17 protein-coding genes are annotated in these 26,747 nt (G+C 72.7%); 7 read left to right on the top strand and 10 right to left on the bottom strand.

Going from position 1 to position 26,747, the window contains the following annotated elements:
* Positions 1–51: 51 nt before the first annotated feature.
* From POL72_RS22140 to sppA, 6 genes are all read right to left on the bottom strand, one after another.
* Entirely contained in the window at positions 52–1,719 is a 1,668-nt protein-coding gene (locus POL72_RS22140; RefSeq protein WP_272097497.1) for a hypothetical protein, read from the bottom strand.
* 30 nt (positions 1,720–1,749) lie between these two features.
* Positions 1,750–5,910, bottom strand: a complete 4,161-nt coding sequence (locus POL72_RS22135; protein WP_272097496.1) for a PAAR-like domain-containing protein — start codon at positions 5,908–5,910, stop codon at positions 1,750–1,752.
* Positions 5,911–6,068: 158 nt separating this feature from the next.
* A complete protein-coding gene (locus POL72_RS22130; RefSeq protein WP_272097495.1) occupies positions 6,069–6,857 on the bottom strand; it encodes a hypothetical protein in 789 nt (262 codons plus the stop codon).
* A gap of 252 nt (positions 6,858–7,109) precedes the next feature.
* Positions 7,110–7,601 (bottom strand): hypothetical protein, encoded by a 492-nt coding sequence (locus POL72_RS22125; RefSeq protein ID WP_272097494.1) that lies wholly within the window; start codon positions 7,599–7,601, stop codon positions 7,110–7,112.
* A gap of 338 nt (positions 7,602–7,939) precedes the next feature.
* A complete protein-coding gene (locus POL72_RS22120; RefSeq protein ID WP_272097493.1) occupies positions 7,940–11,356 on the bottom strand; it encodes a vitamin B12-dependent ribonucleotide reductase in 3,417 nt (1,138 codons plus the stop codon).
* A gap of 476 nt (positions 11,357–11,832) precedes the next feature.
* A complete protein-coding gene (gene sppA / locus POL72_RS22115; protein WP_272097492.1) occupies positions 11,833–13,632 on the bottom strand; it encodes a signal peptide peptidase SppA in 1,800 nt (599 codons plus the stop codon).
* A 431-nt stretch (positions 13,633–14,063) separates the two neighbouring features.
* Here sppA and POL72_RS22110 point away from each other — a divergent pair, with 431 nt between their 5' ends.
* From POL72_RS22110 to POL72_RS22100, 3 genes are all read left to right on the top strand, one after another.
* Positions 14,064–15,656, top strand: a complete 1,593-nt coding sequence (locus POL72_RS22110; RefSeq protein ID WP_272097491.1) for a ribonuclease J — start codon at positions 14,064–14,066, stop codon at positions 15,654–15,656.
* Positions 15,653–16,687, top strand: a complete 1,035-nt coding sequence (locus POL72_RS22105; protein WP_272097490.1) for a CHAD domain-containing protein — start codon at positions 15,653–15,655, stop codon at positions 16,685–16,687. The genes POL72_RS22110 and POL72_RS22105 overlap by 4 nt, the downstream gene beginning before the upstream one ends.
* Before the next feature lie 171 nt (positions 16,688–16,858).
* Positions 16,859–17,956 (top strand): hypothetical protein, encoded by a 1,098-nt coding sequence (locus POL72_RS22100; RefSeq protein ID WP_272097489.1) that lies wholly within the window; start codon positions 16,859–16,861, stop codon positions 17,954–17,956.
* Between the two features lie 61 nt (positions 17,957–18,017).
* Here the strand turns inward: POL72_RS22100 and POL72_RS22095 are convergent, their stop codons facing one another.
* The 4 genes from POL72_RS22095 to POL72_RS22080 all read right to left on the bottom strand — a co-directional run bounded on the left by POL72_RS22095 (position 18,018) and on the right by POL72_RS22080 (position 21,582).
* Positions 18,018–18,587, bottom strand: coding sequence for a peptidylprolyl isomerase (locus POL72_RS22095; protein ID WP_272097488.1), 570 nt, complete (start codon positions 18,585–18,587; stop codon positions 18,018–18,020).
* 132 nt (positions 18,588–18,719) lie between these two features.
* Positions 18,720–19,931, bottom strand: coding sequence for a thiolase family protein (locus POL72_RS22090; RefSeq protein ID WP_272097487.1), 1,212 nt, complete (start codon positions 19,929–19,931; stop codon positions 18,720–18,722).
* A gap of 218 nt (positions 19,932–20,149) precedes the next feature.
* Entirely contained in the window at positions 20,150–20,941 is a 792-nt protein-coding gene (locus POL72_RS22085) for a TPM domain-containing protein (protein ID WP_272097486.1), read from the bottom strand.
* A gap of 14 nt (positions 20,942–20,955) precedes the next feature.
* Complete coding sequence (locus POL72_RS22080; RefSeq protein ID WP_272097485.1) at positions 20,956–21,582, bottom strand: LemA family protein; 627 nt, start codon at positions 21,580–21,582, stop codon at positions 20,956–20,958.
* A 214-nt stretch (positions 21,583–21,796) separates the two neighbouring features.
* On the opposite strand from POL72_RS22080, the gene POL72_RS22075 reads away from it, so the two are divergent.
* The 4 genes from POL72_RS22075 (at position 21,797) to POL72_RS22060 (ending at position 26,648) form a co-directional block, all read left to right on the top strand.
* A complete protein-coding gene (locus POL72_RS22075; RefSeq protein WP_272097484.1) occupies positions 21,797–22,357 on the top strand; it encodes an ureidoglycolate lyase in 561 nt (186 codons plus the stop codon).
* A 163-nt stretch (positions 22,358–22,520) separates the two neighbouring features.
* A complete protein-coding gene (locus tag POL72_RS22070; RefSeq protein WP_272097483.1) occupies positions 22,521–23,366 on the top strand; it encodes a TrmH family RNA methyltransferase in 846 nt (281 codons plus the stop codon).
* 13 nt (positions 23,367–23,379) lie between these two features.
* The gene (locus POL72_RS22065) at positions 23,380–24,069 is read left to right on the top strand and encodes a hypothetical protein (protein WP_272097482.1); all 690 of its coding nucleotides are present in this window, start codon (positions 23,380–23,382) and stop codon (positions 24,067–24,069) included.
* Positions 24,070–24,281: 212 nt separating this feature from the next.
* Positions 24,282–26,648: a (Fe-S)-binding protein gene (locus tag POL72_RS22060; protein WP_272097481.1), complete on the top strand. Its 2,367-nt coding sequence runs from the start codon at positions 24,282–24,284 to the stop codon at positions 26,646–26,648.
* Positions 26,649–26,747: the final 99 nt, after the last annotated feature.

The raw sequence follows: 26,747 nt of genomic DNA, 5'->3' as shown, positions 1-26,747 counted from the left end.
CGCGGAACCAGCTTTTCGTCAGCCCAGGGGTGAATTGCGGCAGGTGCGCGCTCATGGTCGCTCGGGCTGTCCGCCGCCGGCGCGCTCGATGCCGATGTGCAGCACGACCTCGCCAGCGCCCAGGTCGACGCCGAGCAGCGCGGCGTCGCCCATGGCGAGCAGGAAGCGCAGCGCGTGCGGGGCGATCCGGAGCGGCGGTGACAGGCGCAGCGCGTCGCTCCCCTCGTCCACCCACGCGATCCGGCAGGCGTCGCCGACGTCGAGCGCGAGCGCGAGGTGCGACGCCGAAAAGGCGTGCAGCACGGCGCGCCCGGGCAGCGGGATCCGCCGGGGCGGCGCGCCGGACACGCCGCGGCGGACGATCGCGCGCCCGCCCGCCTCAAGGTGATCGCGCCCCACGACCCGCGCCGAGGGCGGCGCGCCGAGCCCGAGGTGCACGAGCGCCTCGAACGCCTCGCGCTCCTCGGGCGTGGGGCCGAGCGGCTCGCCCAGGGGCGGCGCCGCAGCCGGCGCGGACCAGGCTGCGGTGATCGCACGCGCCGCGGCTGCCTGCTCTGGGGTCGCGGCGGGGTGCACGGCCACGACGTTCCCTCGCGCGTCGAGCTCCTGCACGCCGCCGCCCTTGCCCACGAGCAGCCGGCCCTCCCGGACCGCAAGGACGGCATCGCCAAGGAGCTTGCCGAGGACGGTGCGCGCGCCGCTCTCGAGACGCACGATGTCCTGGAAATCCACCGCGTATACCGCCGCGTCGCCAGCGGCCACCGGGCGGCGCAGGTGCAGCGTGCTCGATGCGCCGACCAGCGAGGTGGGCTCCGGCAGGGCGAACGGCGCCGGGAAGAGCCGCTCGCGGAGCAGATCCGCCTCCTCGCTGGACGCGAGCCGGCGCACCGCGTCGATGATCGCCTCGCGGAGCCTCCCGTCGAGCGGCGCGAGCTGGGCGCGGGCGCCTGGGGAGAGCGGCCCGAGGTCCAGGAGATGGCGCCCTGCGCCCGCGAGCGCCTGGTCGCTCGGACGGGACTGGAGCGCGCGCTGGAGATCCTCGCCGAGGAAGCGGCCGAGCAGGCGCCGTGGGAGCAGCTCGTAATCGGGCCGGCGCGCGAACGGCCCCGACCCGGCACCGTACCATTCCAGGAGCCCGCGGGCCTTGCGCATGTTCGCGCCGGCCTGCTCGATCCACGCCGCCGCCTCCAGGGTGTGCCAGGGATCCAGGAGGCGCTCGATCGGAGCGCACCAGGGGCCCTTGAGGTTCGGCGGGATCGCCTTGCGCCATTCGCACCGCGCGCGCTCGCCCTCCTCGCTGCTCCAGCGCGTCACGTCCTCGAGCGGCTCCGGTACGCCGTGCGCGGCGAGCCCCTCGAGCAGCGCGCGGTCGTCACGCAGCTCGGCCCAGCCGCACCACTGCTTCCAGTCGAGGCCCCGCCAATGGATCGAACGGTTCTCCGGGTACAGGTCCACCCGGCCCACCGGCCCGCCCTCCGCCGCAAGCACGATTCCGAGTTGCGGCAGCCCGTGCGGCGCGCGGCCGCGCTCGTCGAAGGAAGCCTTGTGCTCGTCGATCTCGAGCGCCCCTCCGAGGACCTGCAGCGCCGTCCGGTCGAGCTCGACGAGGACGCGATCGTCCCCGTCGACCACCTGGCCCCGGGACGCCGACGCGAGCGCGCGCTGGAGGTCCTCGTTCCGGGGAGGGCGGCCGTAAGGATAGGGATTGATGAAACGCACGAGCTCGTCTCGCTCCTCGCTCCGGGCTGATCAGCGCCGGCGCCGGCCGCGGCCCCCTTGCGGGCCGGGGCGCGCCTCGACCCAGGTGCCTTGATGCACGTACGGCGTCGTTCCGCCCGTCCAGTTCGGCGCCATCATGCCCGGGCCCCATGCGTGGCCGCCCGGCCCCACGGACGTGGTGCCCGCGTAGGTCGCGGCCGGGTTGGCCGAGCGCGCGCCGCTCGCGATCGCTCGGGTCTCGTCCGCGACCGCTTGGAGCACGCTCGGCCCGTTGCCAGCCGCTGGGGTCGCGCTGTTGCACGCGGACAGCTCGACGCGCCGCTTTCGCCCCCGCTTCTGGCCGCGGAACCCCGCCGCCGTGAGCCGCTGCCCGAGCTGGCGGCCGTCGATGTACCCGTTGCCCCACTCCACCAGGTTGGGCGCGCCGTGCGTCGATACGACGACGTGATCCTCTCGCGCCAGGCTGCCCGGCGTGAGCTGATCGTATCGAAGCACGCGCGCGCCCGGGTGCTGTGCCTGAAGAAGGGCGACGTGCTGCTGGATGGTCGCGTCGGCCGGCGCGCCCACGACGATCGTCGTGAGCCCGGAAGGGTCGATGAAGATCGTGACGTTGGGGACGAACCCGATCTCCTGCAGCGCGCCCAGCAGGCCGAGCGGGTCGGGGGTCAGGAAGACGTGCGTCGCCGGGTCGTAGAAGCGGTGGCGGTTGTAGTGCAGGCCGGTCACCGCGTCGGCGCGCTGCCCGGCGAACCGGAGCGCGCCCGGATCGCCCGTCGCGCGCGCGACGCGGCCGAAGGCGCCGAGATCGATCTCCGACGCGCGCCCGTCGCGGTGCAGGTAAAGCCACGGCGTGGAGGCGGCGTCCGTCACGACCATCCGCCAGTCCTTGCCGTCGCGCGCCTCGAGGAGCGGCGTGAAGCCGTCGTCGTCGAACACGCGCTGGATCGACGGGCCGCTCGTCGGGCGCTCCTCGACGAGGCTCTCGCCATCCCAGCCGAACCAGGTGCTCTCGCCATTGCCGTGCGCCTGCGCGACGCAGCGGCCGAGGGGGTCGTAGAGGTAACGGACGGCGAGGCCGTCGCCGCGGACCGCTGCGACGAGGCGGTCGCGCTCGTCGTACTGGTAGCGCCAGGTCTGCAGCGGCCCCTGGCCGGCGCGGCCCGCGAGGCGGCCGCGGGCGTCCCACTGGATCTCGGCGCCGCCCGCGCGCAGGGGACGGCCGTCCCCGCCGATCGACCACGCGGGGCCGCGCGACGGGATCGGGGTCCCCTGGGGCGCGTACGCGAACTGCTCGTCGGCGCCGAGGCCGTGGAGGCGGAGCGGCCTGCCCTCGACATCGAGGTCGTACCGGCGCGCGCCGCGCTCGCTGTCCTCGACCGCCGCGACCGGGCCCACCCGGCTCCAGGTCCACGCGCGCGTCCGGACGGGCTCGCCCCGCCCATCCAGGATGGCGACGCTCTCCGGCATGCCCTGGACGTCACGCGACCAGACGAGCGCGCGCGTCCCGTCGAGCCGCCTCCGCCGCGACTCGCCGCGCGCGTCCCGTTCGAAGGCGAGCCCGTCCGCCTCGGCGGCGGCGACCTCGAGCGACGCCGGCTCGCCATCTTCCTCGCGCCGGTGCACCTCGACCGACCACCCCGTCGCATAGCGACGCTCCAGCACGCGGCCCGCGTCGTCGAAGCGGCGTGCGACGGCGAACGCGAACCCGGCGGCCTCCTGGACCTCCCGGACGACCCGGCCGTCCTCGTCGCGCTCGAACGTGACCATCACGTCCGCGTTCCGCGCGCGCGTGAGGTGGCCGAGCGCGTCGTACTGGAGCTCCTCCACGAGCCCGCCCGAGGTCTCGAGCTTCGTCACGCGACCGGCGCCGTCGCGCTCGTAGCGCACCCACGTTCCGTCGGCGTGGGTCGTCCGGACGAGGTGGTTCGATCCGTCGTACTCGTACGCCATGATCGAGCCGCCGAACGAGGTCTCGCGGGAGAGGTTGCCGCAGCCGTCGTAGTCGCGCGCATGGCGCTCGCCCGCGGCGTTCTCGATCCAGCGGAGCCGGAGGAGCGCGTCGTAGCCGAGCCGGAATCGCCTGCCGTCCGGGCGCACCACCTCGACGAGCGCGCCGGCGACATAGCGGTACCTGGTGATCCCGCTCGCGTCGGAGCGCGCGGTGACGCGGCGGCTGGCGTCGATCTCCAGCTCCTGGACGTTGCCGTTCGGCTCCTCCAGGCGCACCAGCGCGAAGCGCGAGTCGTACGCGAATCGATAGACGCCGCCCTTCGGGGTGCGCGCCTCGACGGGGCACCCGAACAGATCGAAGACGTACTCGTAGACGTCGCCGGCCGGCGTCTCGACCCGCAGCGGGTTGCCGTGCGCGTCGTAGTCGTACGTGAGCTCGGCGCCGTCCGGCCCGGTGGACGCCCGCACGAGGCCGTGCGCGTCCCACTCGAGGGCGTGCTCGCGGCCGCGCCAGTCGACGCTCCCGGTCGGGACGCCCCTCCGGTACGTGGTGCGGGTCTTCTTCCCGTCGGGCCGCGTGCGGACGATGGCCTGCGCCTCTTCGTCGACCGCGTCTCGCCAGGTCGCGCCGCCGGGCTCGGTGACGCTCGCGAGGTGCCCCGCGGCGTTGTACGACAGCCGCGTAGTCCGCCCGCCGCCGTCGCGGATCGAGAGCAGCCTGCCAACCGTGTCGTACGTGTAGGTGCGCGCGTGGCCGCGCGGATCGACATAGGAGGTCACGAGGCCGAGCGCGTTGCCCGTGTATGTGTGGGTCGCGCCCTCGCCGTCGATGACCACGGTCCTGCGCAGGGCGGTGTCGTACGAGAGCCGGGCGTGGTGGATGCCCTGGGCGCCCGGGAGGCAGGGCGCGCCGAGCTCCGCGAGCACGTCGCGGCCGGCGATCTCGCCCCACGTCTCGACGCACCGCCTGACGCCGTCGATCGCCTCGTACCTGAAGCGGAAAGCGAGCCCGTCGGGCAAGATCTCCCGGATGAGGTAGTGCTCCTCGTCGTACTCGTACCGGATCTCGGCGCCGCCCGCGTCGATGACCCGCACGAGATCGCCCGCGCCGTCGAGCTCGTAGGTCACGGCGCGGCGGGTGTGCGGGGTGCCATGCCCGTCGGTCGCGGTCACCTCCCACCAGGCGAAGGGTCCCTGGCGCTCGAGCCGGGCGCGCCGCCCGACGGCATCGACGATGCCCGTGAGCTCATCGCCTCGCCATTCCAGGGTGGCCTTGTTGCCGAACGCGTCGCGGAGCTCGACGAGCGCGAAGCGCTCCTCCGGGCCGGCGCGGCGCAGCACCCGCACGAGGCCGTCATCGTCTTCGACGAGGAGATCCTCTCCGACGGCGGCGACGCGAACACCGAACGGCAGGAGCAGGACCTGATCCTGCGCGGGCCAGGAGAGCACCTGGGTGCGACCGCCCGGCGACGTCAGCTCGAGCGCGTCGCCGCGGCGCCGGGCGCTCCAGGCGAGATCGTGCGACCACCCCCACCCCATACCGCAGCGGTGCCGCACCGCCGCGGTCGAATAGCTTCGCTCCAACGTCACGACCAGGGGCCCCGGCAGCTCGACGTCCGCGACCGGGTTCGTGTACATGGCCCCTGTCACGACGTCGACCGGGTGCCCCGCAGACGCCTGGCCGTCCGCAGACGGCGGCGCGGGTGGGCTCGGCGGCCCCGCGCCCTGACCGCTGCCCCCGCCGCCCCCGCCGCCGTTGCTTGGGCCCTGAGGGCCGCCGCCGCCCGGACCGCCGCCGCCCCCGCCGCCCCCGCCGCCCCCGCCGCCCCCGCCCGCGGCGTTGCTCGCACTCGCGCCTGCGCCGACAGCGATGCTCTTGTTCATCTGGCCCATGCTGCCCGTGATGCCGGCCATGCCGAGCTCGATGAGGACGTTGGGCGCGCCCAGCCAGGGGAAGCACGGTCCTCCCGTGTTGAGGCTGACTACCTCTTTGAGCGTGCCTGGCTCGTTGCCGTGACAGGCCTTCATGCAGCCGCCGACCGTGAGGATCTTCGCCCCTTCGATCTTGGTCCGCATGCACGGATCGATGATCCCCTCGGCCACGGTGCCCATCGTCGGATATGGGATCGGCAGCGGACTCGGCGCTGCGGGCGTCAGGCACACGCTGACGGCCATGCCGGTCATCTGGTGGCCCGACTTCTCCGTGATCGTGGCCATGTGAAGGGCGGTGACCTTGGCCATGACGCTCTCGAGCGTCTCACGAGAGGTGCCCCGTCCTCAATGCGGAGGTCGGCGTGACGCGCGCGGGTCCGTGTCAGCCGACCTCGCGATCGCGCCCGGCGTTCTCCCGGCCGCGTCCGCGGCGCTCGCGCCCGGCGCCGCGACGACGGCGACGGCGCTCACCCGCCGAGCGGCGCGGCCTCCTCGGGCGCCACCGGGGCCTCGCCACCCGGCTCGGCCGGCGGCGCGTCGGCCTCGATCTGGCCGGGCCGCCGCGAGGACGGGCGCACCCGCGCGGCCAGCTCCGGGTGACCGGCGAGCCGGAACAGCCCCACGAGGAACGTCGCGGCGCGGCTGAACCGCTCGTCGTACGCCGCGATCGCAGCGGTCTTGGCGAGCAGCGTCGCCTCGGCCTCGCGCGCCTCGCGAGCCACATCCTTCAGGTGGCCGCGGAGCGCGCCGCGCAGGCCCTCGATCCGGAGCACCGTCTCCTCGGCGTCCCAGCGGATCCCCTTGCGGCGCGGCTTCGGCAGGTCCTTGGCGCCGAGCGCGCGCGCCACCTCGCCGGCGAAGCGCTCCAGCTGCGCCGGGTCGCGCGGCGTCGCGTCCGTAAAGCCGAGGCGCGTCAGCGCCGCGGCGCCGTACAGGCCGGTGAGCCACTCGCGGAGCTCGGTCAGCTCGGTGTACAGCGCGGCGGCGGCCTCGTCGCGGGCATCCCGCGGGGCCGCGTCGTCGGCGAGCTCCGCCTGGTGCGCCTCGTCGGCCGCCACCATGCGATCGCGCGCCTCGCCGAGGGCGCGAGCGACGATGTGTGTGAAGAGCGAGACGTCTGGCATCTTCTCTCCCTTGCGCAGGTGCGGAGAGAGCAGCGCGTCGAGCTCCGCGGCGATCCGGCCGGCGTGGGCCTCGCCGGACGCGACGACGGAGTTGGCGCTCTTCTGACGATCGGTGACCAGCTTCGAGGGCATGACAGCTCCTTCCCGTGAGGGTCGACGCGCGACGGCGGGCGCCGTCGCGGCGCGGACGAACGCCGCGCAACCGCGCAGGGTACAGGGTCCGGCCGCGCGCCCTCCATGGCCGGGCAGGCTTCCGGCGCTCGAGATCGCCGGATCGGGGTGGAACGCCTGCGGAGGAGCGCACCCGCTCGAGGAGGCGACGACCCCCTCGGGGCGTGCCGTGACGGTGCTGCGGGCCTAAACGCCGGCCCGAGCGATCCTGGCTCAGTTGCACTCGGCGGGCGGCGTGCTCCCGGCGAGGCTCGCTCGGATCTGGGTGAGCGCCTTGGCGCGCGGGGTTTTCCCGCTCTTCACGAGCTTCTCGATGCCGGCGCAGAGATGGGATGCCGTCGCCGCCTTCGACTTGGCTTCCGGCGACTTGCCCGACTTGGTGGCGACCGCGTGGAGCGCCGTGCAGCACGCCTGGATGGAGGCGCCTCCCCCCCGTGACGTCGCCCCCTCGGCCGTCGCCGCCCCCGCATCCGCTGTCGCCGCAGGCTCCGCGGAAGCCGCCGCCGCGGGCTCTTGGGCCGCCGCGGGCTCCTGCGTCGCCGCCGCCGTCGGGGTCGCCGTCGGCACCGGATCGGCTGCCACAGGCGCGACCGTCGGCGTAGGCGCGGGGATCGTCTCCGGCTCTGCCTCTTCTTTCCGGCAGGAGCTAGACAGGATGCTGCAGGCAAGAACGACGAAGGCGATGGACGAACGCGACCGGTTCATGCCCGTCTTCTACAGAGCTTCTCCGAGCGCATCCATACGGCTGCCCGAGTACAAGCCCGTACGGCCCCACCCGCCGCGCTCTCGCCCCCGCCCCACCCCAAACGCTCCGCGATCTCCCCCACCCTCCCCGTTCCCCCCCGAGTCGGCGGGGGTGGGGGTGACGAGGGAGGGGTCGGCGGGGGAGGGCCCCACGAACCCGAGCGCCGGCCCGCATCGCAGCGACGCCTTCCAGACCGAGCTCCCCCGTTCACGAGGCAACAGCCACGAAAAGGCGCGAGTTCGTGGGAGGGCCCCCCGCCGGCCCCTCCCTCGTCACCCCCACCCCCGCCCGTCGCAGCTCAGCTGCATCCCATGCTGTTGCCGCAGTTGAGGCACTTGTAGCAGGCCCCGTTCCTCACGGTGATGTGCCCGCAGCCGTCGCAGACCGGCGCGTCGCCCATCATGTCCTCGAGCTGCGCGTCGAGCGCGCTCGCCGCCCGCCCCCCGCCCTCGACCAGCGCCGCCGCGGCCGGCGCGGTTTGCGAGAACGACGCCACGCCGCTCTCCTGAGCCCGCGACTCGACAGGGTCCTCCATGGCCGAGGTGACCGGCTGGACGTGGGCGAGGTCGTAGCGGTTCAGGTACTCGACCCCGAGCACGCGGAAGAGGTAGTCCACGATCGACGTCGACATCTTCACGTAGTCGTGCCCCTCGACGATGCCCTGCGGCTCGAAGCGGGTGAAGGTGTACTGCTCGACGAAGGTCTCGAGCGGCACGCCGTACTGGAGCCCGATCGACACCGCCATCGCGAAGCAGTTCATCATCGAGCGGAACGCGGCGCCCTCCTTGTGGAGGTCGATGAAGATCTCGCCGAGCGTCCCGTCGTCGTACTCGCCGGTGCGGAGGTAGATCTTGTGCCCGCCGACGCGCGCCTCCTGCGTGAAGCCCTTGCGCTTCCTGGGCAGGCGGAACCGCTCGGGCGCCGCCGCCGAGGGCGAGCGCGGGCGCGCCTGGCTCGCCAGCGCTGTCGCTGCCTGGACGATGGGCGCGGCGACCTCGGCCTTGTCGGCCTTGCCCTTGCTCTCCTTGCTGTCGCTCGAGGAGGTCGACGAGAGCGGCTGCGACGCCTTGCAGCCGTCGCGGTAGAGCGCGACCGCCTTGAGCCCGAGGCGCCACCCCTCCTCGTAGATCCGCTGCACCTCCTCGACCGTCGCGTCGTTCGGCAGGTTCACGGTCTTCGAGATGGCGCCGGACAGGAACGGCTGCGCGGCCGCCATCATGCGGACGTGCGCCATCGGCGCGAGGTACCGCCGGCCCTTCTTGCCGCAGCGGTTGGCGCAGTCGAACACCGCGTAGTGCTCCTCGCGCAGGTGCGGCGCCCCCTCCACCGTCATGCGGCCGATGATCGTCTCGTTCGCCTCCTCGATCTCCGCGGCCGAGAAGCCGAGGTGCTGGAGCAGCGAGAAGCCGAAGCGCGCCCGCGACTCCTTGGAGACGCCGAGCCTGTCATAGGCCTCCTCGCCGAGGATCCAGGGACCGAAGGCGAGATCCAGATCGAAGACGCCGGGGATCGCGGCCTCGACCTTCGCGAGGTCGTCGCTCGTGAGCCCCCGCGCCTTGAGCGACGCCCGGTTCACGTGCGGCGCCGCCAGGAGCGTGTTCGTGCCGGAGACGTAGGCGACGATCTCCTGCACCTCGGCCTCGGGGTACCCGAGCCGCCGGAGCGCCTCGGGCACGGACTGATTCACGATCTTGAAGTAGCCGCCGCCGGCGAGCTTCTTGAACTTCACGAGCGAGAAGTCGGGCTCGATGCCCGTCGTGTCGCAGTCCATCAGGAGGCCGATGGTGCCGGTCGGGGCGAGCACCGTCGCCTGGGCGTTGCGGTAGCCGTGCTCCTGCCCGATCCGGACCGCCTCGTCCCAGTCGGCGCACGCCGCCCGCCAGAGCGACTCCGGGCAGCGGTCACGGTCGATCGCGTAGGCGGCGTCGCGGTGCATGCCCATCACCCGGAGCATCGGCTCGCGGTTCCTGGCGAAGCCGGCGAACGGCCCCTTCGCGGCGGCCATCTCCGCCGAGACCCGGTAGGCGTGCCCGCAGAGGATCGCGGTGAGCGCGCCCGCGACCGAGCGCCCCTGATCGGAGTCGTACGGGATGCCCTGCAGCATGAGCAGGGTGCCGAGGTTGGCGTAGCCGAGCCCGAGCGGGCGGTAGTCGTGCGAGTTCTTCGCGATGGTGCGGGTCGGGTACGCCGAGAAGTCGACGAGGATCTCCTGCGCGACGAAGAACACCCGCACCGCGTGGCGGTAGCCCTCGATGTCGAACGAGCCGTCCTCGCGGAGGAACTTCGTGAGGTTCAGGCTCGCCAGGTTGCAGGCCGAGTCGTCGAGGAACATGTACTCCGAGCACGGGTTCGAGGCGTTGATGCGCGCCGTGTTCGGGCAGGTGTGCCAGCGGTTGATGGTCGTGTCGTACTGCACGCCCGGATCGGCGCAGCCCCACGCCGCCTCGGCGATCTGGCGCCAGAGGTCCTTGGCGCTCAGCGTGTCGACGACCTCGCCGGTCGTCCGGGAGCGCGTCTCCCACGCCGCGCCCGTCGCCGCCGCGCGCATGAACTCGTCGCTCACGCGCACCGAGTTGTTCGAGTTCTGCCCGCTCACCGTGTGGTACGCCTCGCCGTTGAAGTCGGAGGGGTACCCCGCGCCGATGAGCGCCATCGCCTTCTTCTCCTCGCGGACCTTCCACTGGATGAAGTCGACGATCTCCGGGTGGTCCATGTCGAGGCAGACCATCTTCGCGGCGCGCCGCGTCGTGCCGCCGCTCTTTGTCGCGCCGGCGGCGCGGTCGAACACCTCGAGGAAGCTCATGAGCCCCGAGCTCGTCCCGCCGCCCGAGAGCTTCTCCTGCTTCCCGCGGATCGCGCTGAAGTTCGTCCCCGTCCCCGACCCGTACTTGAACAGCCGGGCCTCGCTCTTCACGAGGTCGTAGATGCTCATCAGGTCGTCCTGGACCGCCTGGATGAAGCACGCGGAGCACTGCGGCCGCTCGTAGGCGTTCCGGGTCTCGACGATGTCGTCGAGCGCGCCCGTCGCGTTCGCTCGAGGCGCCGACGCCTTCCCGTTGGCGCTCCCGTTCCCCGCGTCGGCCGAGGCCTCGTTCCAGGCGAAGTTGCCGCCCGACCCCTCGATGCCGTACCGGTGGTAGAGCCCGCAGTTGAACCAGACGGGCGAGTTGAACGCGCCGTACTGGTGCACGAGCAGGTAGGCGAGCTCCGCCTCGAAGGTGTCCGCGTCCTTCGTCGAGGCGAAGTAGCCACCGAAGTGCTCACCCGCCTCGCGGATGGTGCGCGCCAGCCGGTGGACGACCTGGCGGACGCTCGTCTCGCCGAGCTCCTTCTTGCCGTGGATCCCCGCCTTGCGGAAGTACTTGGAGACGACGATGTCGGTCGCTAGTTGCGACCAGCCGGCGGGGATCTCGGCGCCTTCCATCTTGAAGACGACCGAGCCGTCGGGGTTGGTGATGACGCTCGATCGGCGCTCCCAGGTGACCTCATCGAGCGGATCCGCGGCCCGGTGCGTGAACCGCCGGTCGAACCCGAGCCCGCGGGGGCGCGAGGCCCCCTTTTTCGCGCTTTTCTTCGAGGCTGCGCCGTCGACCTGCGCCTTGGTGGCCCCCCCGGTCACCGGACGCCCACCCCCATCTTCCTTCGTCCGTGCCGTCATCTTGCCGTTCCCGGCGGGGAGCTTACCGCCGTCACCCACAACTGCCGACTGGGCCATTTCCAAGTCCTCCTGTGAACCACCGCACCTGGCGGTGACCCGGGTCCTACCGAAAGCACAAAGAGTTCCCTGGAGAACTCCGAGGCATCATCGCCTCGATCTCCACAGGTCTCGTCGCTTCTCCCCTACTACCTGCTCAAACGTTCCGTCTTCCGACCAGTGAGCATAGTTTCAGGTGCCATGCCTGAAAGGCGTGCGCCGACATGCGGGAGCGCCTGACCGCCTGCTATCCAAACTCGCGAACGGCCCGTGCGTCAAGGAGAACCGCTACAGGTTGGGATCTCCCTCCGAACAGGGCCCACATATAGGGTCTCTCTGTCCGGTGCGGGATTCCTAGCGATCCGTGATCAGTTCTGAACAGGTGCTACCCACCGGGCGCACAGATTACGCACAGCTTCTCCCGCGACAAAATCCGCCGCTTCCATGGAATGCGCCCAACCAACCACCAGCTCTTCCATGAAGCCGGCCGTCGCCGCCTAGTCCAGGTCGTCGGCCTCCGCGCAGTACGCGAGCACCCGCTCCCCCTCGCAGTGGATGGCGAGCGCCACCTCCTGGGCGATCCCGCGAAGCCCGACGAGCTCGAGCAGCGTGGGCACCGGCGCGGGCAGCAGCGGCGGAGGTGGGATGTACCGCGACGCGCGCACGATGGCCGGCTCGATGGCGGCCGCCTTGGGCCCGATCATCTGGCGCAGCTCGTGGAGCGCCCGCTCGAACCCGCCGAGCATGTCGACGAGGCCGCGCGCCTGCGCCTCGGCGCCGCTGTAGACGCGCCCCTGCGCGAGCGGCTCGATCTCCTCGACCGGGCGGCGGCGGCCGCGGGCGACGACGCGGAGGAACGCCGCGTAGATCGCGTCGAGCTCGCGCTCCACCACCGCCCGCTCCCCCGCGTCGAGCTTGCGCGACGGAGAGAACAGGTCCGCCCGCGCGCCGCGCTTCACGACGTCGGTCGAGACGCCGAGGCGCTCGAGCAGCGGGCCGAGCGCGAAGCGCGCCGACACCACGCCGATGCTCCCCGTGATCGTCTGCGGCTGCGCGACGATCGCGTGCGCGGCAGCCGCCACGTAGTAGCCGCCGCTCGCCGCCACGTTCGACAGGCACGCGACGACGGGCTTCACCTCCGCGAGGCGGGTGACCTCGTGGTGGATCCTGTCGGAGGCGAGCGCGGAGCCGCCCGGCGAGTCGACGTGGAGGATGACCCCCTGGACGCGCGGGTTCTGCCGCGCCGCGCGCAGGCTCGCGACGAGCCGCTCCTCGCTGGCCAGCGACGCGCCCCGGAAGTGGGCGCGGCTGACGATCGCGCCGTGCACCTCGATGACGCCGAGGACGGGCCGAGGCCACACCGGCGTCAGCGAGAGAGCGCGCCGCGCGCCCAGGTAGCGGTCCGCCGACACGAGGCGGTTCTTCGAATGCCGCGCAGCAGCAGGAGCTCCTCCGCCCGACGCGCCGTCCGCGTCTTGCGCGCCGCTCTCGGCGCGGCGCGGCGCCGCGGTCGCGGACGGGAGCGACCCCGACACGAGCATGTGCTCGAGCTCATCCTCGTACGCGACAGCGTCGACGATGCCTCGCGCGACGGCCTGCTCCGCGCCGAAGGGGGCCTCGTCGATCCACCGCGCGGCCGTCTCGCGATCGACGCGGCGCCCCTGGGCGAGCGCCGCGGTCAGGTCCCCGAGGCGCCCGTCGAGCAGGGCGCCCACCTGCTCGCGCTGCGCGGCGCTCATCGTGTCCCGCACGAGCACCTCGCCGGCGTTCTTGTACATCCCCTTCGCGAACACCTCGGGCTCGACGCCGACCTGCTCCAGCGCGCGGCGCACGTAGCGGCCCTCCACAGCGAACCCGAGCGGCGACACCATCGTCTCGGGCCCGACGACGATGGCCCGCGCGGCCGAGGCGAGCAGGAGCGTCGTGGTGTCGGCGCCCATCGGCAGGTAGGCGACGACGTCCTTGCCCCCCGCCCGGATCTCGAGGAGCGCGTCCCGGAGCGAGGCCGCCACCGCCGGCCCCGCGTGCACCGACCGGATCCGGAGGAGCAGCCCCGCCGGGCGCGGATCCTTCATCAGGTGCTTGCCGAGCTCGCGGACGCGCTCCACCGAGAGCGGTGCCCTCTTCCTGGGACGCCACGAGAGCGCCAGGCGGACCCTGGGCGGCTGGAGATCGACCACGCGGCCGTCGATTTCGAGAACGACATACCCGCCCCGGGGTGCAGCAAACGCCCAGCGGAGCGCGCTGACGGGGAGCAGCAGCAGGCGGAGGAGATTGACGAGCAGGGCAGCGATCACCGGAGGCTCCTCGAAATCTGGGGAAAGGCGGCTCGGCGTCCGCCGGCGGTCACGATGGGGTGGGGGGAGACAGGGTGTGCAGGAACCGGTCCGCGCGGCACGAGATCCGGTGGCGAGGTCGGCGCCGCCTGGCCCCGGCGCCGGAACTGGAAAGAGAGAGCGTGACGCAAGGGGCCACCCTGTGGCTACACTGTCGCTCCAAGTTTCGAAGGGGACGGCGAGCCGATGTGGGTTACGTCTTGAAGAAGTCGTCCTCTCTCTTTCAGACCAGCTCAGCAAGCTGCGGGCCGTAGGCCCCCGGCGCCCTGGGTGGCAGACCCCCTCCACCGAACGTGCATCCCGAGCAGAGCGCCCCCGCCCCGAGCCAGCTCCCCCTGCCACCGCCGTCCACCTTGCGGCTCGTGCCCCTCGGAGGGCTCGGCGAGGTCGGGATGAACTGCCTCGCGCTTCAGCAGGCGGATGGGCTGCTGCTCATCGACTGCGGGGTGACGTTCCCGAGCACGGACCTCGGCGTCGACGTTTACCACCCGCGCTTCGATCACGTGCTCGCGCTCCGCGATCAGGTGCGCGGCATCGTGCTGACGCACGGCCACGAGGACCACATCGGCGGGCTGCCGTTCCTCCTGCGTCACCTCGACGTCCCCGTCTGGGGCCCGCCGCACGCGCTGGAGCTGGTGCGCTACCGGCTCGCGGAGCACGCGCTCGAGGACAAGGTGCGCCTGCTGCCCACGCAGGTCGGGCGCGAGGTCGCGATCGGCGGCTTCGTCGTGGAGCCGCTCCGGGTGACGCACTCGATCGTCGACGCGACGGCGCTCGCGATCCACACGGCCGCGGGGCTCGTCGTCCATACCGGGGACTTCAAGCTGGACCCGACGCCGCTCGACGGCGAGCCGACCGACGAGGCCCGCTTCCGCGCGCTCGGCGACGCGGGCGTCCGGCTGCTCCTGTCCGACAGCACCAACGTGGACTCGCCCGGCGAGGCGGGGAGCGAGCGCGCCGTCGCCCACGCGCTGGCGGAGCTCGTCGAGACCGCGCCCGCGCGCGTCGTGGTCGGCGTCTTCGCCTCGAACGTGCAGCGCCTCCTCGCCCTCGGTCAGGCCGCGATCCGCGCGCGCCGCAAGATCTGCCTGCTCGGCCGCAGCGTGCAGACGCACGTGCGGGCCGCGCAGACCGTGGGGAGGCTCCCGTGGCCGAGCGACCTGCTCGTCCCGCCCGAGGTCGCCTCGTCGATGCCGCGCGAGCGGCTCCTCGTCATCGCGAGCGGCACGCAGGCCGAGCGGGCCTCCACGCTGACGCGGTTCGCCTCGGGGACGCACCCGCTCCTGCGCCTCGAAGAGGGGGATCGGGTCGTGCTCTCGAGCCGCGTCATCCCTGGCAACGACCGCCCGGTCGTCGACATGATGGCCGGGCTGCTCCGCCTCGGCGTCGAGCTCGTGACGTGGTCGACGGATCGGCGCGTCCACGCGAGCGGGCACGCGCACCGGACGGAGCAGGCGCGCATGATCGATCTCACCCAGCCGCGCGGCTTCCTCCCCGTGCACGGCGCGCTGCACCACCTGACGCGGCACGCTGAGCTCGCGCGGGAGCGCGGCGTGGCCGAGGTGCTCGTCGCCGAGAACGGCCACGTCGTCGAGATCGGCACGACGCAGCCGCTCGGCCGGAGCGGCCGGGCCGTCGCCGGCCGGGTGGCGACGGCGGGCGGCGAGGAGCTCGGGGAGGAGGTCCTCCGGGAGCGAGCGACCCTCGGTCGCCAGGGGGTGGCCTTCGTGTCGCTGGTCGTCGATGTGCACGGCGCCCTCGCGGCGCCGCCGCAGGTCCTCGCCCGCGGGGTCACCGGGGAGCTCGAGGGCGGCGCGCTGAGGGCCGCGGCGCGCGCGGTCGCGCAGGCGGTGAACGACTGCGAGCCGCGCGCGCGGCGCCGCGACAACGACATCATCGAGATCGCCCGGCTCGCGGCGCGCCGGACGCTCGAGGCGAAGCTCGGGAGGCGCCCGCTGGTGACGGTGGCGCTCACGCGTCTGTGACGCCGCTCGAGGGGAGCCCTCCGCCCTCGGGTGGCGCCGGAGCCGGCGACGGCGGCGGCGCGAGGCTCTCCGCGCGAGATTTCCTGGGCCCGGTGCTGCTCTCCCACATCGAGCGCGTCCGCGCCGATGCGCGGCGCGTCGTCACCGGGAGCGAGCAGGGCGCGGAGCCGGACGCGGAGGCGGTGCACGACTTCCGGGTCTCGCTTCGCCGGCTCCGGACGCTGCTCAAGCCGGCGCGACGCATCTACGGACGGAGGCGGCTCCGCCCCGTGGCCGAGGGGCTCCGGGAGTTCGCGCGGGCGACCGGCGCGCTGCGCGACGAGGAGGTGCTGCGCGAGACGCTCACCGCGCTCGATCTGGACGAGGCGGCCCGGGCGGCCGTCGCTGGGTGGGTCGCGCAGCGCGCGCGCCGCGAGCGCGAGGCGAGGGCCCACATCGTCGAGCTGCTCCAGCAGGATCGCCCGGACGACACGGGCGTGGCGCAGGCCGACGCGCCGGCCGAGGGCGACACGGGTGCGACGCAGACCTACGCGCCGGCCGAGGGCGAGCGGCTCCGGCTGGAGCCTCACCTCGCGCGCCTCGAGCGGCGCATCTCGCGCCGGAAAGCGAGGAAGCGCGGCGCCGAGGCGCTCGCGAGGCGAGCGATCGGTGATGCCCTGGACGACGTGCGCACGCTCGCCGCGAGCGACCCGGGCGACGGCGCGGCCATGCACGCGCTCCGGATCCGCTTCAAACGGCTGCGCTACTCCGCGGAGACGTTCTCACCGCTCTTCGGAGAGCGCGCCGAGCGCACCGCGAAATCCGCGTCACGGATGCAGCGCCGCCTCGGCCAGCTGCACGACGCCGATGAGGCGCTCGCGCAGATGACGAGAGCGGAGGCGCTGGCGCCTGACGCGCGCGCTGCCGTCATCGAGGCGCTCGCCGCAGAGCGGGCGCGGCTCGCTCACAAGGCGACCGAGGAGCTCGCGCGAGAGCTCGATGCGCTCACATCGCTCTGGTCGGGCGATCCCCGCGCGCTCCCGAGCGGATGACGCAGCGCACGGGGCGCGGTGCAGCAAGGAGCGCCGCAGCAGGCGCGCTCCGGACTGGGCGAACGGGCGCCGGGATCGCCGGCTGCGGAGCTCGCCGTGCGGACAGGCGCTTCGTGGTACCGTCGGTCGGGCTCCTTCGAACCGAGGCGAAGCCCGCCGATCCCGGAGGTCGTGTTGCGCCGCTCTGCGTTCCAAAGCGTCACCGCGCTCGTCGCTCTCCTCGCGGCGAGCGCCTGCACCCAGGACTTCGACCAGTTCGAGCCCGCGCTCTTCCCGGGGCCGTCCGGGAGCGGCTCCGGCGGGGCCAGCAGCTCGGGCGGAGATGGAGGAGGCCAGACGGCGGCCGGGAGCACCACGAGCGGCGGCGCCGGCGGCGGCGAGCGGTGCACCAACGGCGAGGATGACGATGGCGATGGCGCCGTCGACTGCGCCGACGACGACTGCGGAGGGTTCGCCTGCGTCGCCGCGCCCGAGGACTGGCAAGGGCCCGGCCTCCTGTACCAGGGCCCCGACGCCGCGGACGTCGCCTGTCCCGAGGGCTTCTCCGAGCGGGTGGACGTGGGCGGCCGCGAGCCGCTCGACACGCCCGCGACCTGCAGCGCGTGCGCGTGCGGCGCGCCGACCGTGGCGTGCGAGACGCCCGCGGTCACGGTGTACACGCGTGGCGCGTGTGGCGGAGCGAACGCGACGCTGCCGGTGCAGACGGAGGACTGCATCAACCTCGGCGGCGACCTCCAGGCCGGCAGCTACAGCGCCGAAGCGCCCGGCGTGGATTCGGCGACGTGCGCTCCGTCGGGCGGCGAGGCGACGTTGCCGCCGCCGCGCTTCGGTATCGAGGGGCTCGTGTGCGCCGCCGGGCCGGACGCCGGCGGATGTGGAGCCGGCGAGGCCTGCGCCCCGCGAGAGGTCGACGCGCCGTTCGAGCAGGGCGTCTGCGTCTGGCGCGACGGGGACCAGCGCTGCCCCGAGGGGTTCGGCGAGCGACACGTGTTCGCGAGCTCGATGGTCGACAACCGCGGCTGCACGCGATGCACGTGCGACACGGGCGGCGTGCGCTGCGCGGCGACGCTGACGCTCTTCGAGCAGAGCCGCTGCCGGGGGCCCGGCGAGACCGTGCCGTTCAACGGGGCCTGCGTCGACGATCCGCCCCCTGCCGTCTCGGTGTCGCTCGAGGTGACCGGGACCGGCAGCTGCCAGCCGCGCGGCGGCGGCCCCACAGGCGAGGTCGAGGAGGGCGAGGACAAGATCACCGTCTGCTGCGCCCGCTGAAGGAGCGGAGCGGTGCGCTGGCCGCGCGGCGCTGAACGGCGCCGCGCGGCGCGCCGCGCGCTTACTGCCGGAAGATCTCGACGCGCTCGAGGACGACGTCCTGGTTGGGCCGATCGCGCGTGGTCGCCACGTTGGCGATGCGGTTGACGATGTCCTGCCCGCTCACGACCTTGCCGAACACCGTGTGACGGTTGTCGAGGTGCGGCGTCGGCCCGTCGGTGATGAACCACTGCGCGCCGTTCGTGTTCTTGCCGGCGTTGGCCATGGAGAGCACGCCGGCGCCCTCGTGCCTCAGCGAGGGGTTGAACTCGTCGGCGAACTTGTACCCGGGGCCGCCCGTGCCCCAGAGCGCCGCCTTGTCCGGGTAGCGCGAGAGCGGGTCGCCGCACTGGATCATGAACCCCGAGATCACGCGGTGAAAGCGGACGCCGTCGTAACAGGGAGTCCCCTGCATCCCCTGGCCGGTCTTCGGATCGGTCCAGTTGATGGTGCCCGTGGCGAGGCCGACGAAGTTCTTGACCGTGTTGGGGGCGCCCTCCTCCTCGAGCCGGACCGTGATGTCACCGAGCGAGGTCTTGAGCCGGGCGTGGAGCTTGCCGGTGCCGGGCACGTTGATCTGGGGGAATTCCATCGGGACTTCTCCTTGTTTTGGCCGCCGAGGCGGCGCCGTCAGCCGAGGGAGGTGAGCCGCGGGCCCCCCTTCCTGCGTTCTGCTGCGCCGGTCTTATCTCATCTGGCGCCGCGGACGAGCGGCGAAATGACCTCACGCGCGCTCGAAGAGCGTCGCGATGCCCTGGCCGACGCCGATGCACAGCGAGGCGACCCCGACCTTGGCGCCGCGCGCGCGCATCGCATGCACCAGGGTGCACGCGATGCGCGCGCCCGAGCAGCCGATCGGGTGCCCGAGCGCGATCGAGCCGCCGCGGACGTTGACGCGCGCCGGGTCGAGCTCGAGCGCGCGCGAGCACGCGAGCGCCTGGGCCGCGAACGCCTCGTTGAGCTCGAACAGATCCACGTTGGGTACGCGCAGCCCGGTCCGCTGAAGGAGCTTCTTCACGGCCGGGATCGGCCCCTCCCCCATGAGGTTGGGATCCACCCCGGCGGTCGCCGTCGCGATCACCCGCGCGCGCGGCGTCGCGCCGGCGGCCTGCACGGCGTCGCCCGAGGCGAGCAGGAGGGCCGCGGCGCCGTCGTTGAGGGGGGACGAGTTGCCCGCCGTGACGGTCCCGCCCTCGCGAAAGGCGGGCTTGAGCTTCGACAGCGCCTCGAGCGTGGCGTCGGCGCGCACGCCCTCGTCGCGCTCGAACAGGACGGGATCGCCCTTCTTCTGGGGGACGAGCACGGGGACCACCTCGTCGGCGAAGCCCCCCGACTCCCACGCGAGCGTGGCGCGCTCGTGGGAGAGGAGCGCGAACCGATCCTGCTCGTCGCGGCTGATGCCGTGCTTCTTGGCCACGTTCTCGGCCGTCTCCCCCATCGACTGGAGCTCGAACCGCGCGGCCATCCTGGCGTTCGGATAGCGCCAGCCGAGGGTCGTATCGTAGAGGGTCGGCGCGCTCCGCTCGAAGCGCTCGGCCTGCTTGGGCATCGTGAACGGCGCGCGCGTCATGCTCTCGACGCCCCCCGCGATCGCGCAGTCGGTCTCGCCGGTGGCGATCATCCGCGCGGCGTCGGCCACCGCCTCGAGCCCCGAGCCGCAGAGGCGATTCACCGTGACGCCCGGGACCTCGTAGGGGAGGCCGGCGAGCAGCGCGGCCATGCGCGCGACGTTGCGGTTGTCCTCTCCGGCCTGGTTCGTCGCGCCGAAGACGACGTGATCGAGGCGCGGCGCGAGCGAAGGATTGCGACGCACGAGCGCGTCGAGGACGTGCGCTGCGAGGTCGTCGGGGCGGACCGTCGCCAGCGCGCCGGCGTAACGGGCGATCGGTGTCCGGACGGCGTCGACGACAAAGACAGGGCGCAGGGCAGCAGCCATGACGAGAGCGTAGCGTCGCCTGGTCAGCGCGCAGCGGAGATCGTGCGCGCCCTGGAATCTCCGCTCGGCTCGACGCGCGCCGCGCCGGCGTCGATGTCGCGTGCGCCCGCCCGATCACGCCAGGGGTGAGCACGGGGGCCGATCGGAAGGCCGGTGCGGAGGACGACCGATCGGCCTGGTCCGTCCTGCACAGGGTGGAAGAGGCGGCGCGCAGCGGCTCAGTAGCTATCGCTGGATCCGCCCCCGCCGGAGCGACCCCCGCCGCCGCCGCCGAACCCGGACCCACCGCCGCCGCCGCGGCCGCCGCCGCCACCTCGGAAGAGGAGCGCCTGGAGGACGAGCCACAGGAACCAGCGGAAGGAGGGCGAAATCAGCGCGAGCACGAGCGCCCCCACGATGGCGACGACCGTCACGCCGATCCTGATCGGCGAGACCGGGGCGGGCGCCGGCTGGGCGCCGGGCGCCGGGCGCCGTTCCTCCTCGGGTGTCCCGGCGACGAGCGTCCTGGCGATCTCTGCAGTTCCCTGGTCGATGGCCTCGCGGAATCGATCCTGCCTGAGCAGCGGGTTGATGGTCTGCCGGATGATGTCGTTCGACTGGAGATCCGTGAGCGCTCCGCCCACGCCCTTGCCCGTCTCGATCCGGACGCGCCGCTCGTTCGGGGCGATCACGAGGAGAACGCCGTTGTCGGCCCCGCGCTGGCCGAGCTGCCAGGTATTGAAGGCCTCGTAGGCGACGTCCTCGATCGTCTCGCCTTCGAGGGATCCGGCCACGAAGGCGACGATCTCGAACCCCGTCTCGCGGCGGATGCGATCGAGCTTCGCGTCGAGAGCGCGGATGTCGGACGGCTCGAGCCGTCCAGCGGTGTCGACGACGTGCCCTGTGAGCGTCGGCGGCGTGAAGTCGGCGAGGGCCGGCCGCGCGACGAGCGCGCAGACCAGCGCGAACGCGGCCGCGACGGCCCTGGCCACGGCCCGCAGCCGCGCCCCGCCCATGCCGATCCGGCGCATCGCCGCGCCCCTCATCAGAACGAGACCTTCGGCGCCGACTGGACCTCGGGAGACGCGGTGAAATAGACGCGCGGCTTGAACGGCTGGCCCGTCGCCTTGTTCACCACCTGGCCCCGGATCTTCAGGAGCTCCGCGTTGTACTCGCGCGCCGCCTGGTTGTACTCCTGGCGCGCCCGGAGGATCCGGTTCTCGATTCCCTCCAGCTGGATCTGGAGGCTGTGGAAGGCCTGGTTCGCCTTGAGATCAGGGTATTGCTCCTGCACGACGAGGAGCCGCGAGAGCGAGCCGCTGAGCTGCTCCTGCGCCTTCTGGAAGGCCTGCACCTTCTCCGGATCCGTCAGATCGTCGGCCTTGAGCTGGACGCTTGTCGCGCGGGCGCGCGCCTCGGCGACGCTCGCGAGCGTCTGCTCCTCGTGCTTGGCCGACCCCTTCACGACGGCCACCAGGTTCGGGACCAGGTCGTAGCGCCGCTGGAGATCCGCCTCGAGATCGGACCATTTCTGGGCCGCGATCTGATCTTTCTCGACCAGCAAGTCGTAGCGCTGGCAGCCGACGACGGACGTCATGACGGCGAGCACCGCCAGGAACAGGGAGGCCACCGCGAGGCGCTTCCGAAATGTCGATTTGTGAACAATCCGCATGACTGGCTCCAGGGTCGCTTGCATTACCCGTCGGGGTTGCGTCGCGAGACGCCTTGCAAAACCCGGCCCCATGGCGCCCGCGGCGGGCTGGCGTGCTGCGGCGCCCCCGCGACGTGATACCCTTTCCCTGTCGTGCCCTCGGTCGGCGCGCGCCATGCACCGTGCAGGAGGGCCGCAGGGAGGCCACACGCGTGGCGCGCCGCCACAGTCGCCCATGACGATGAGCCACCGCCCGCGCATCGCAGCCCATTCGCTCAGCCCTGCAGCTTATGCGCCGTACGGCGACATCCTCATGGCCTCGCCGCACGGCGAGCCCGGGAGGCCTGCCAACCAGGGGACGGCGCGGCGCTTCGATCACCTCGCCGCGATCGAGAACCTCCGCCCCGGGCACGCCTCGCTGAACGTCTCGGTGTTCCGCTGCGCCCCGCGCTCGAGCTTCCCGCTCCCGATCGCCCTGCTCGAGAAGCACCCCGGCTCGACCCAGGCGTTCGTGCCGATGAGCGCGCGGCGCTACCTCGTCGTCGTGGCCCTCGGCGGCGACCGGCCCGAGCTCGCGACGCTCGGCGCCTTCATCGCCCACGGCGCCCAGGGCATCACCTATCGCCCCGGCGTGTGGCACCACCCCATGATCGCGCTCGACGCCGAGGCCGACTTCGTCTGCCTGTCCTGGGAGGACGGCTCTCCCGGCGACTGCGCCGTTGTCGAGTACGCAGAGGGCGAGCGGATCGCGGTCGCGATCGACGCGATCGGCGCGATCGACGCGATCGATCGCTGACGGCCGGACGTCGCCTTCCTCCTCGCCGATCCCGCGCGGCGCGATGGCCCGCGCCGCCGCTGCTGGGAGGCACCGCGGCGGCCTTGGGGGGCGGTCGCCTCCGGGCCGCGCTGCGCCGCAGCCTCCGGGCGCGCGCCGCGCTATAGAGGCGCCCTCCCCCGCCATGCGCCGCTCGACCCCCAATTGCTCGTTCGTCGCGCAGGAGCAGCGAAGGCTGCTCGCCGCGCTCGACTCCCTCGACGTCGCCGACGTCGCCCGCATCCTCGAGGAGTTCGTCACGGACGAGCGCAGGGCCCGGCTGCGCGGCGTCATCGCGGCGCGGCTCGATGCCGTCACCGTGGCCATGGATGCGCCGCACGATCCGCACAACGGGGCCGCCGTGCTCCGCTCCTGTGACGCGTTCGGCTTGCAGCGGCTCCACATCATCGAGCGGGCCGAGCAGTTCCTCGTCTCGAACACGGTCTCGCGTGGCTCCGAGCGCTGGGTCGACGTGCGCACGCACGCGACCACCGAGGCCGCGGTCGCCGCGCTCCGCGCCTCGGGGCACGAGCTCGTGGCGACCCACCCGGAAGGCGAGCTCACCCCGCGCGACCTCTCGAGCATCCCCCGCCTCGCGCTGGTCCTCGGCAACGAGCGCGACGGCATCCGCCCCGACCTGGCCGCCGGCTGCGCCCGCGCCGTGCGCGTCCCGATGCGCGGCTTCGCGGAGAGCCTCAACGTGAGCGTCACCGCGGCGATCCTGCTCGAGCACGCGACGAACGGCCGGCCCGGCGACCTCCCGGAGCCCTACCGGAACCATCTCTATGCGCGCGCGCTGGTGCTCACCGTCCCCCACGCGGCGGAGATCCTGGCCGCGCGGGGCATGCACCTCCCCCAGCCCCTCGGAGGAACGCCGCCCCCTCCCCCGAAGCCGCGCGGCCCCAAGCCGCGGAGGCCGCCCGCGCCGCCCGCGCTGCCCGCGCTCGAGCCGCGCAGCGCCGGCGCCCCGCGGGAGCCTGAAGGCGGATAACATGCAGCTCCCCATGCGAAGCCCCGGTCCCCCGCGGCGCGAGCCGCGCGCCCGCCGCGACGCGACGCGCCTTCCGGCGCCTCACGGCCTCCGCGCGCGCCTCGCCCGCGCGGCGATCGACGTCGCGCGCGGCGCGGCCGCCCTCGCCCTGCTCCTCGCCGGCTGCATCGAGGTGCCGCCGCCGCCGCCCAGGCCGCCCCTCCAGCCGAAGGACATCAAGGTCTCCGAGGGCGTCGGGCTCGAGATCGCCTGCACACCGACGGGGGTCGAGCTCTGCTTCGACGCCCGCGACAACAACTGCAACGGCGTGATCGACGAGGGCTGCGGGCTCCACACCGGGATCCTCCAGTTCACGATCGCGTGGGAGGAGCCCGAGGCCGACGTCGATCTCAACGTCTATGACCCGGCGGGAGAGCTCGCGCGCGTCGGGGAGCCGACGGCGAGCGGCCTCATGAAGGATCGCGACTGCCCGCGCGTGAGCGGCGAATGCCAGGAGCAGAACGTGGAGAACGTCTTCCTCACCGAGGGCGAGCCGGCGCGGGGCCGCTACCGCGTCGTCGTGCGGCTCGACAAGCTGAACGACGCGACGGCCCCCATCCGCGTCCGCCTGAGCGCGCGGGTCGGTCAGCGCTCGTACAGCATGGCGCTCGATCTGTCTCCCTCCGCCGCGACCGAAGAAAAGAGCGTCGAGTTCACGCTCTGAGCCGCTCGCGCGGCGCGCCGCCCGCGCCCCTTGGCGCCGCGCGAGGAGCCACCCAGCGCGCGCCGACGTATCCGCCCTTGCAAGAACAGAAATCCGGCGAAGGAGCTCCGCGCGATCCATCGCCGCCGCGCGGTTGACGTCCGGCAGCCGCCCACCTTAAAAGATGTGGCCATTTTGCACCTGGAGACGCCCCGCGAATGAATCCCACGTGGATGCTCACATTGCTCGTCGGCCTCTTCGCCGCCTTTGCGTGGAGCGCCAACCGGCGTTGGCAGCTCCTCAAGGTCGGGCGCGGGGAAGACCGGCTCGACCGGATCGCCGAGCGCCTCAAAGGCACCTGGGAGTACGCCTTCCGGCAACGGAAGATGGGTTACTACCCGCTCGCCGGGCTGGCGCATAAGCTCATCTTCTTCGGATTCCTGGTTCTCCTGCTCCGGACGCTGATGCTGTGGGGGCGCGGCATCGACCCGTCGTTCGACCTGTGGATCCTGGGGCACGAGCCGGTGCGGCTCCCGGGCATCGGCGCGGTGCCGCTCGGCGGAATCTACGAGTTCGTGAAGGACGTCATGGCCACGCTGGTCGTGGCCGGCGCGCTCGTGTTCATCTACTACCGGGCGATCAAGCGCGAGCGGCGCATGACCCTGTCCGGCGAGGGGCTCCTCATCCTCGGCATCATCGTCACGATGATGGTGAGCGACATGCTCTATGACGGCGCCTCGCTGGTGCTCCACCACCGCTGGTCCACGGCGGCGTGCGGCCCGGCGGACGCGGCGCTCTGCGAGCGCGTCGCCACCGTGACGGCCCCGTTCGCGGGCGTCCCCGCGGACCCGGCGGCGCTCCGCTGGCACCTGTTCCCGGCCCCGGCGGGCTCGCTGTTCGCCGTGCTCCTGAGCGGCGCCAGCCCGGAGACGCTCGTCGTGCTCGCGCACATCGGGTTCTGGACGCACGTCACGCTGGTGCTCGTGTTCCTGAACCTGCTCCCGCACTCGAAGCACTTCCACATCATCACGTCGATCCCGAACGTCTTCACGCGCAACATCGAGGCGCGCGGCCGGCTGCCGCTCGTCGCGGGCAGCGCCGAGGCGATCGGCGAGATGGTCATGAAGGCGGCCGAGGAGCCCGAGAAGGCCGCCCCGGTCGGCGTCGCGCGCATCGAGGATTTCACCTGGAAGGCGATCCTCGACTTCTACACGTGCACCGAGTGCGGCCGCTGCAGCGACAACTGCCCGGCCCACAAGACGGGCAAGATCCTGAGCCCCAAGCAGCTCACCCTGGACCTGCGCGATCACCTGTACGGCCGGGAGGGGGAGTTCATCAACAGGCCGGGCGGTCCGCGGGGTGGCGACGGCCACGCGGCCCAGGCGAACGGCCAGGCCACCGACGGGGCGGCGCAGGACGGCCAGGCGGCGGAGGCGGCGGAGACGCAGGAGCACGCGGAGCAGGCAGCGCCGGAGAACCCGGTCCCGATCCCCGAGGTCGCGTACAAGCCGGTCGACCTGGTGGCGAACGTCGTCCATCCGGACGTGCTCTGGGCCTGCACGACGTGCCGGGCCTGCGAGGAGCAGTGCCCGGTGATGATCAGCTACGTTGACAAGATCGTCTCGATGCGCCGCCACCTGGTCCTCGTGAAGGGCGAGTTCCCGGCGGAGCTCGGGAATCCGTTCAACGCGATGGAGGTCAACGGCAACCCCTGGAACCTCGCGCGCCTCGACCGCGGCAACTGGGCCGAGGGGCTCGAGATCCCGACCATGGCCGAGAAGCCGCAGGCCCCCGTGCTCTACTGGGTCGGCTGCGCGGCGAGCTACGACGACCGCGCGAAGAAGATCGCCCGCGCGACCGCCAGGCTCCTGAAGGCCGCCGGCGTCGATTTCGCCATCCTCGGCCAGGAGGAGACCTGCACCGGCGATCCGGCGCGCCGCGCGGGCAACGAGTACCTCTTCGCGATGCTCGCCGAGCAGAACGCCGCGACCCTGAACGGCTACAAGGAGCAGGGCGGCATCCGGAAGATCGTCACGACCTGCCCGCACTGCTTCAACACGCTCGCGAACGAGTACCCCGACTTCGGCGCGAAGTTCGAGGTCGTGCACCACACCGACTTCCTGCTCGGCCTGGTCGCCGAGAAGAAGCTCGTCCCCAGCAAGCCGGTCGAGGGGAAGGTGGTCTTCCACGACTCCTGCTACCTCGGCCGCTACAACGACGTGTACGAGCAGCCGCGCGACATCCTGAAGCGCATCCCCGGGCTGCAGCTCGTCGAGGCCGAGGGGTGGAACCGGCAGAAGGGGCTGTGCTGCGGCGCCGGCGGCGCGCAGATGTGGATGGAGGAGCAGAACAAGGACCGCGTGAACGTCAAGCGGACACTGCAGCTGCTCCAGACCGAGGCGAAGACCATCGCGACCGCCTGCCCGTTCTGCCAGACGATGATCACCGACGGCCTCAAGGATCAGTCCAAGGAGGAGTCGATCCGCCAGCTCGACGTTGTCGAGCTGCTCGAAGAGAGCTGCGCTCTCGACCGCTCGGCCGGCAGCCGCTCGGCCGCCGCCCCGGACACCGCCGAGACGGCTGCGTCCGCCAGCGCCTGATCCCGCCGAATTCCGTCACTATTGCACGCTGGAACGGTGCGTCCTGCGGTCCATGACGCGCCGTTCCAGCGCGTTCGCCCACATGTGCGCCCTGGAGCA

The sequence above is a fragment of the Sorangium aterium genome (genome assembly GCF_028368935.1).
GTDB classification, from domain to species: Bacteria; Myxococcota_A; Polyangia; order Polyangiales; family Polyangiaceae; genus Sorangium; species Sorangium atrum.
This window is presented reverse-complemented; position numbering and strand designations above follow the sequence as displayed.

Coding starts and splice junctions, on each gene's coding strand:
- POL72_RS22085 (WP_272097486.1), bottom strand. CDS start 20,941: ATGCGCCGGATCGGCATGGGCGGGGCGCGGCTGCGGGCCGTGGCCAGG.
- POL72_RS22070 (WP_272097483.1), top strand. CDS start 22,521: ATGCGCCGCTCGACCCCCAATTGCTCGTTCGTCGCGCAGGAGCAGCGA.
- POL72_RS22110 (WP_272097491.1), top strand. CDS start 14,064: ATGAACTGCCTCGCGCTTCAGCAGGCGGATGGGCTGCTGCTCATCGAC.
- POL72_RS22080 (WP_272097485.1), bottom strand. CDS start 21,582: ATGCGGATTGTTCACAAATCGACATTTCGGAAGCGCCTCGCGGTGGCC.
- POL72_RS22130 (WP_272097495.1), bottom strand. CDS start 6,857: ATGCCCTCGAAGCTGGTCACCGATCGTCAGAAGAGCGCCAACTCCGTC.
- POL72_RS22120 (WP_272097493.1), bottom strand. CDS start 11,356: ATGGCCCAGTCGGCAGTTGTGGGTGACGGCGGTAAGCTCCCCGCCGGG.
- POL72_RS22095 (WP_272097488.1), bottom strand. CDS start 18,587: ATGGAATTCCCCCAGATCAACGTGCCCGGCACCGGCAAGCTCCACGCC.
- POL72_RS22065 (WP_272097482.1), top strand. CDS start 23,380: ATGCGAAGCCCCGGTCCCCCGCGGCGCGAGCCGCGCGCCCGCCGCGAC.
- POL72_RS22135 (WP_272097496.1), bottom strand. CDS start 5,910: ATGGCCAAGGTCACCGCCCTTCACATGGCCACGATCACGGAGAAGTCG.
- POL72_RS22060 (WP_272097481.1), top strand. CDS start 24,282: ATGCTCACATTGCTCGTCGGCCTCTTCGCCGCCTTTGCGTGGAGCGCC.
- POL72_RS22090 (WP_272097487.1), bottom strand. CDS start 19,931: ATGGCTGCTGCCCTGCGCCCTGTCTTTGTCGTCGACGCCGTCCGGACA.
- POL72_RS22125 (WP_272097494.1), bottom strand. CDS start 7,601: ATGAACCGGTCGCGTTCGTCCATCGCCTTCGTCGTTCTTGCCTGCAGC.
- POL72_RS22075 (WP_272097484.1), top strand. CDS start 21,797: ATGACGATGAGCCACCGCCCGCGCATCGCAGCCCATTCGCTCAGCCCT.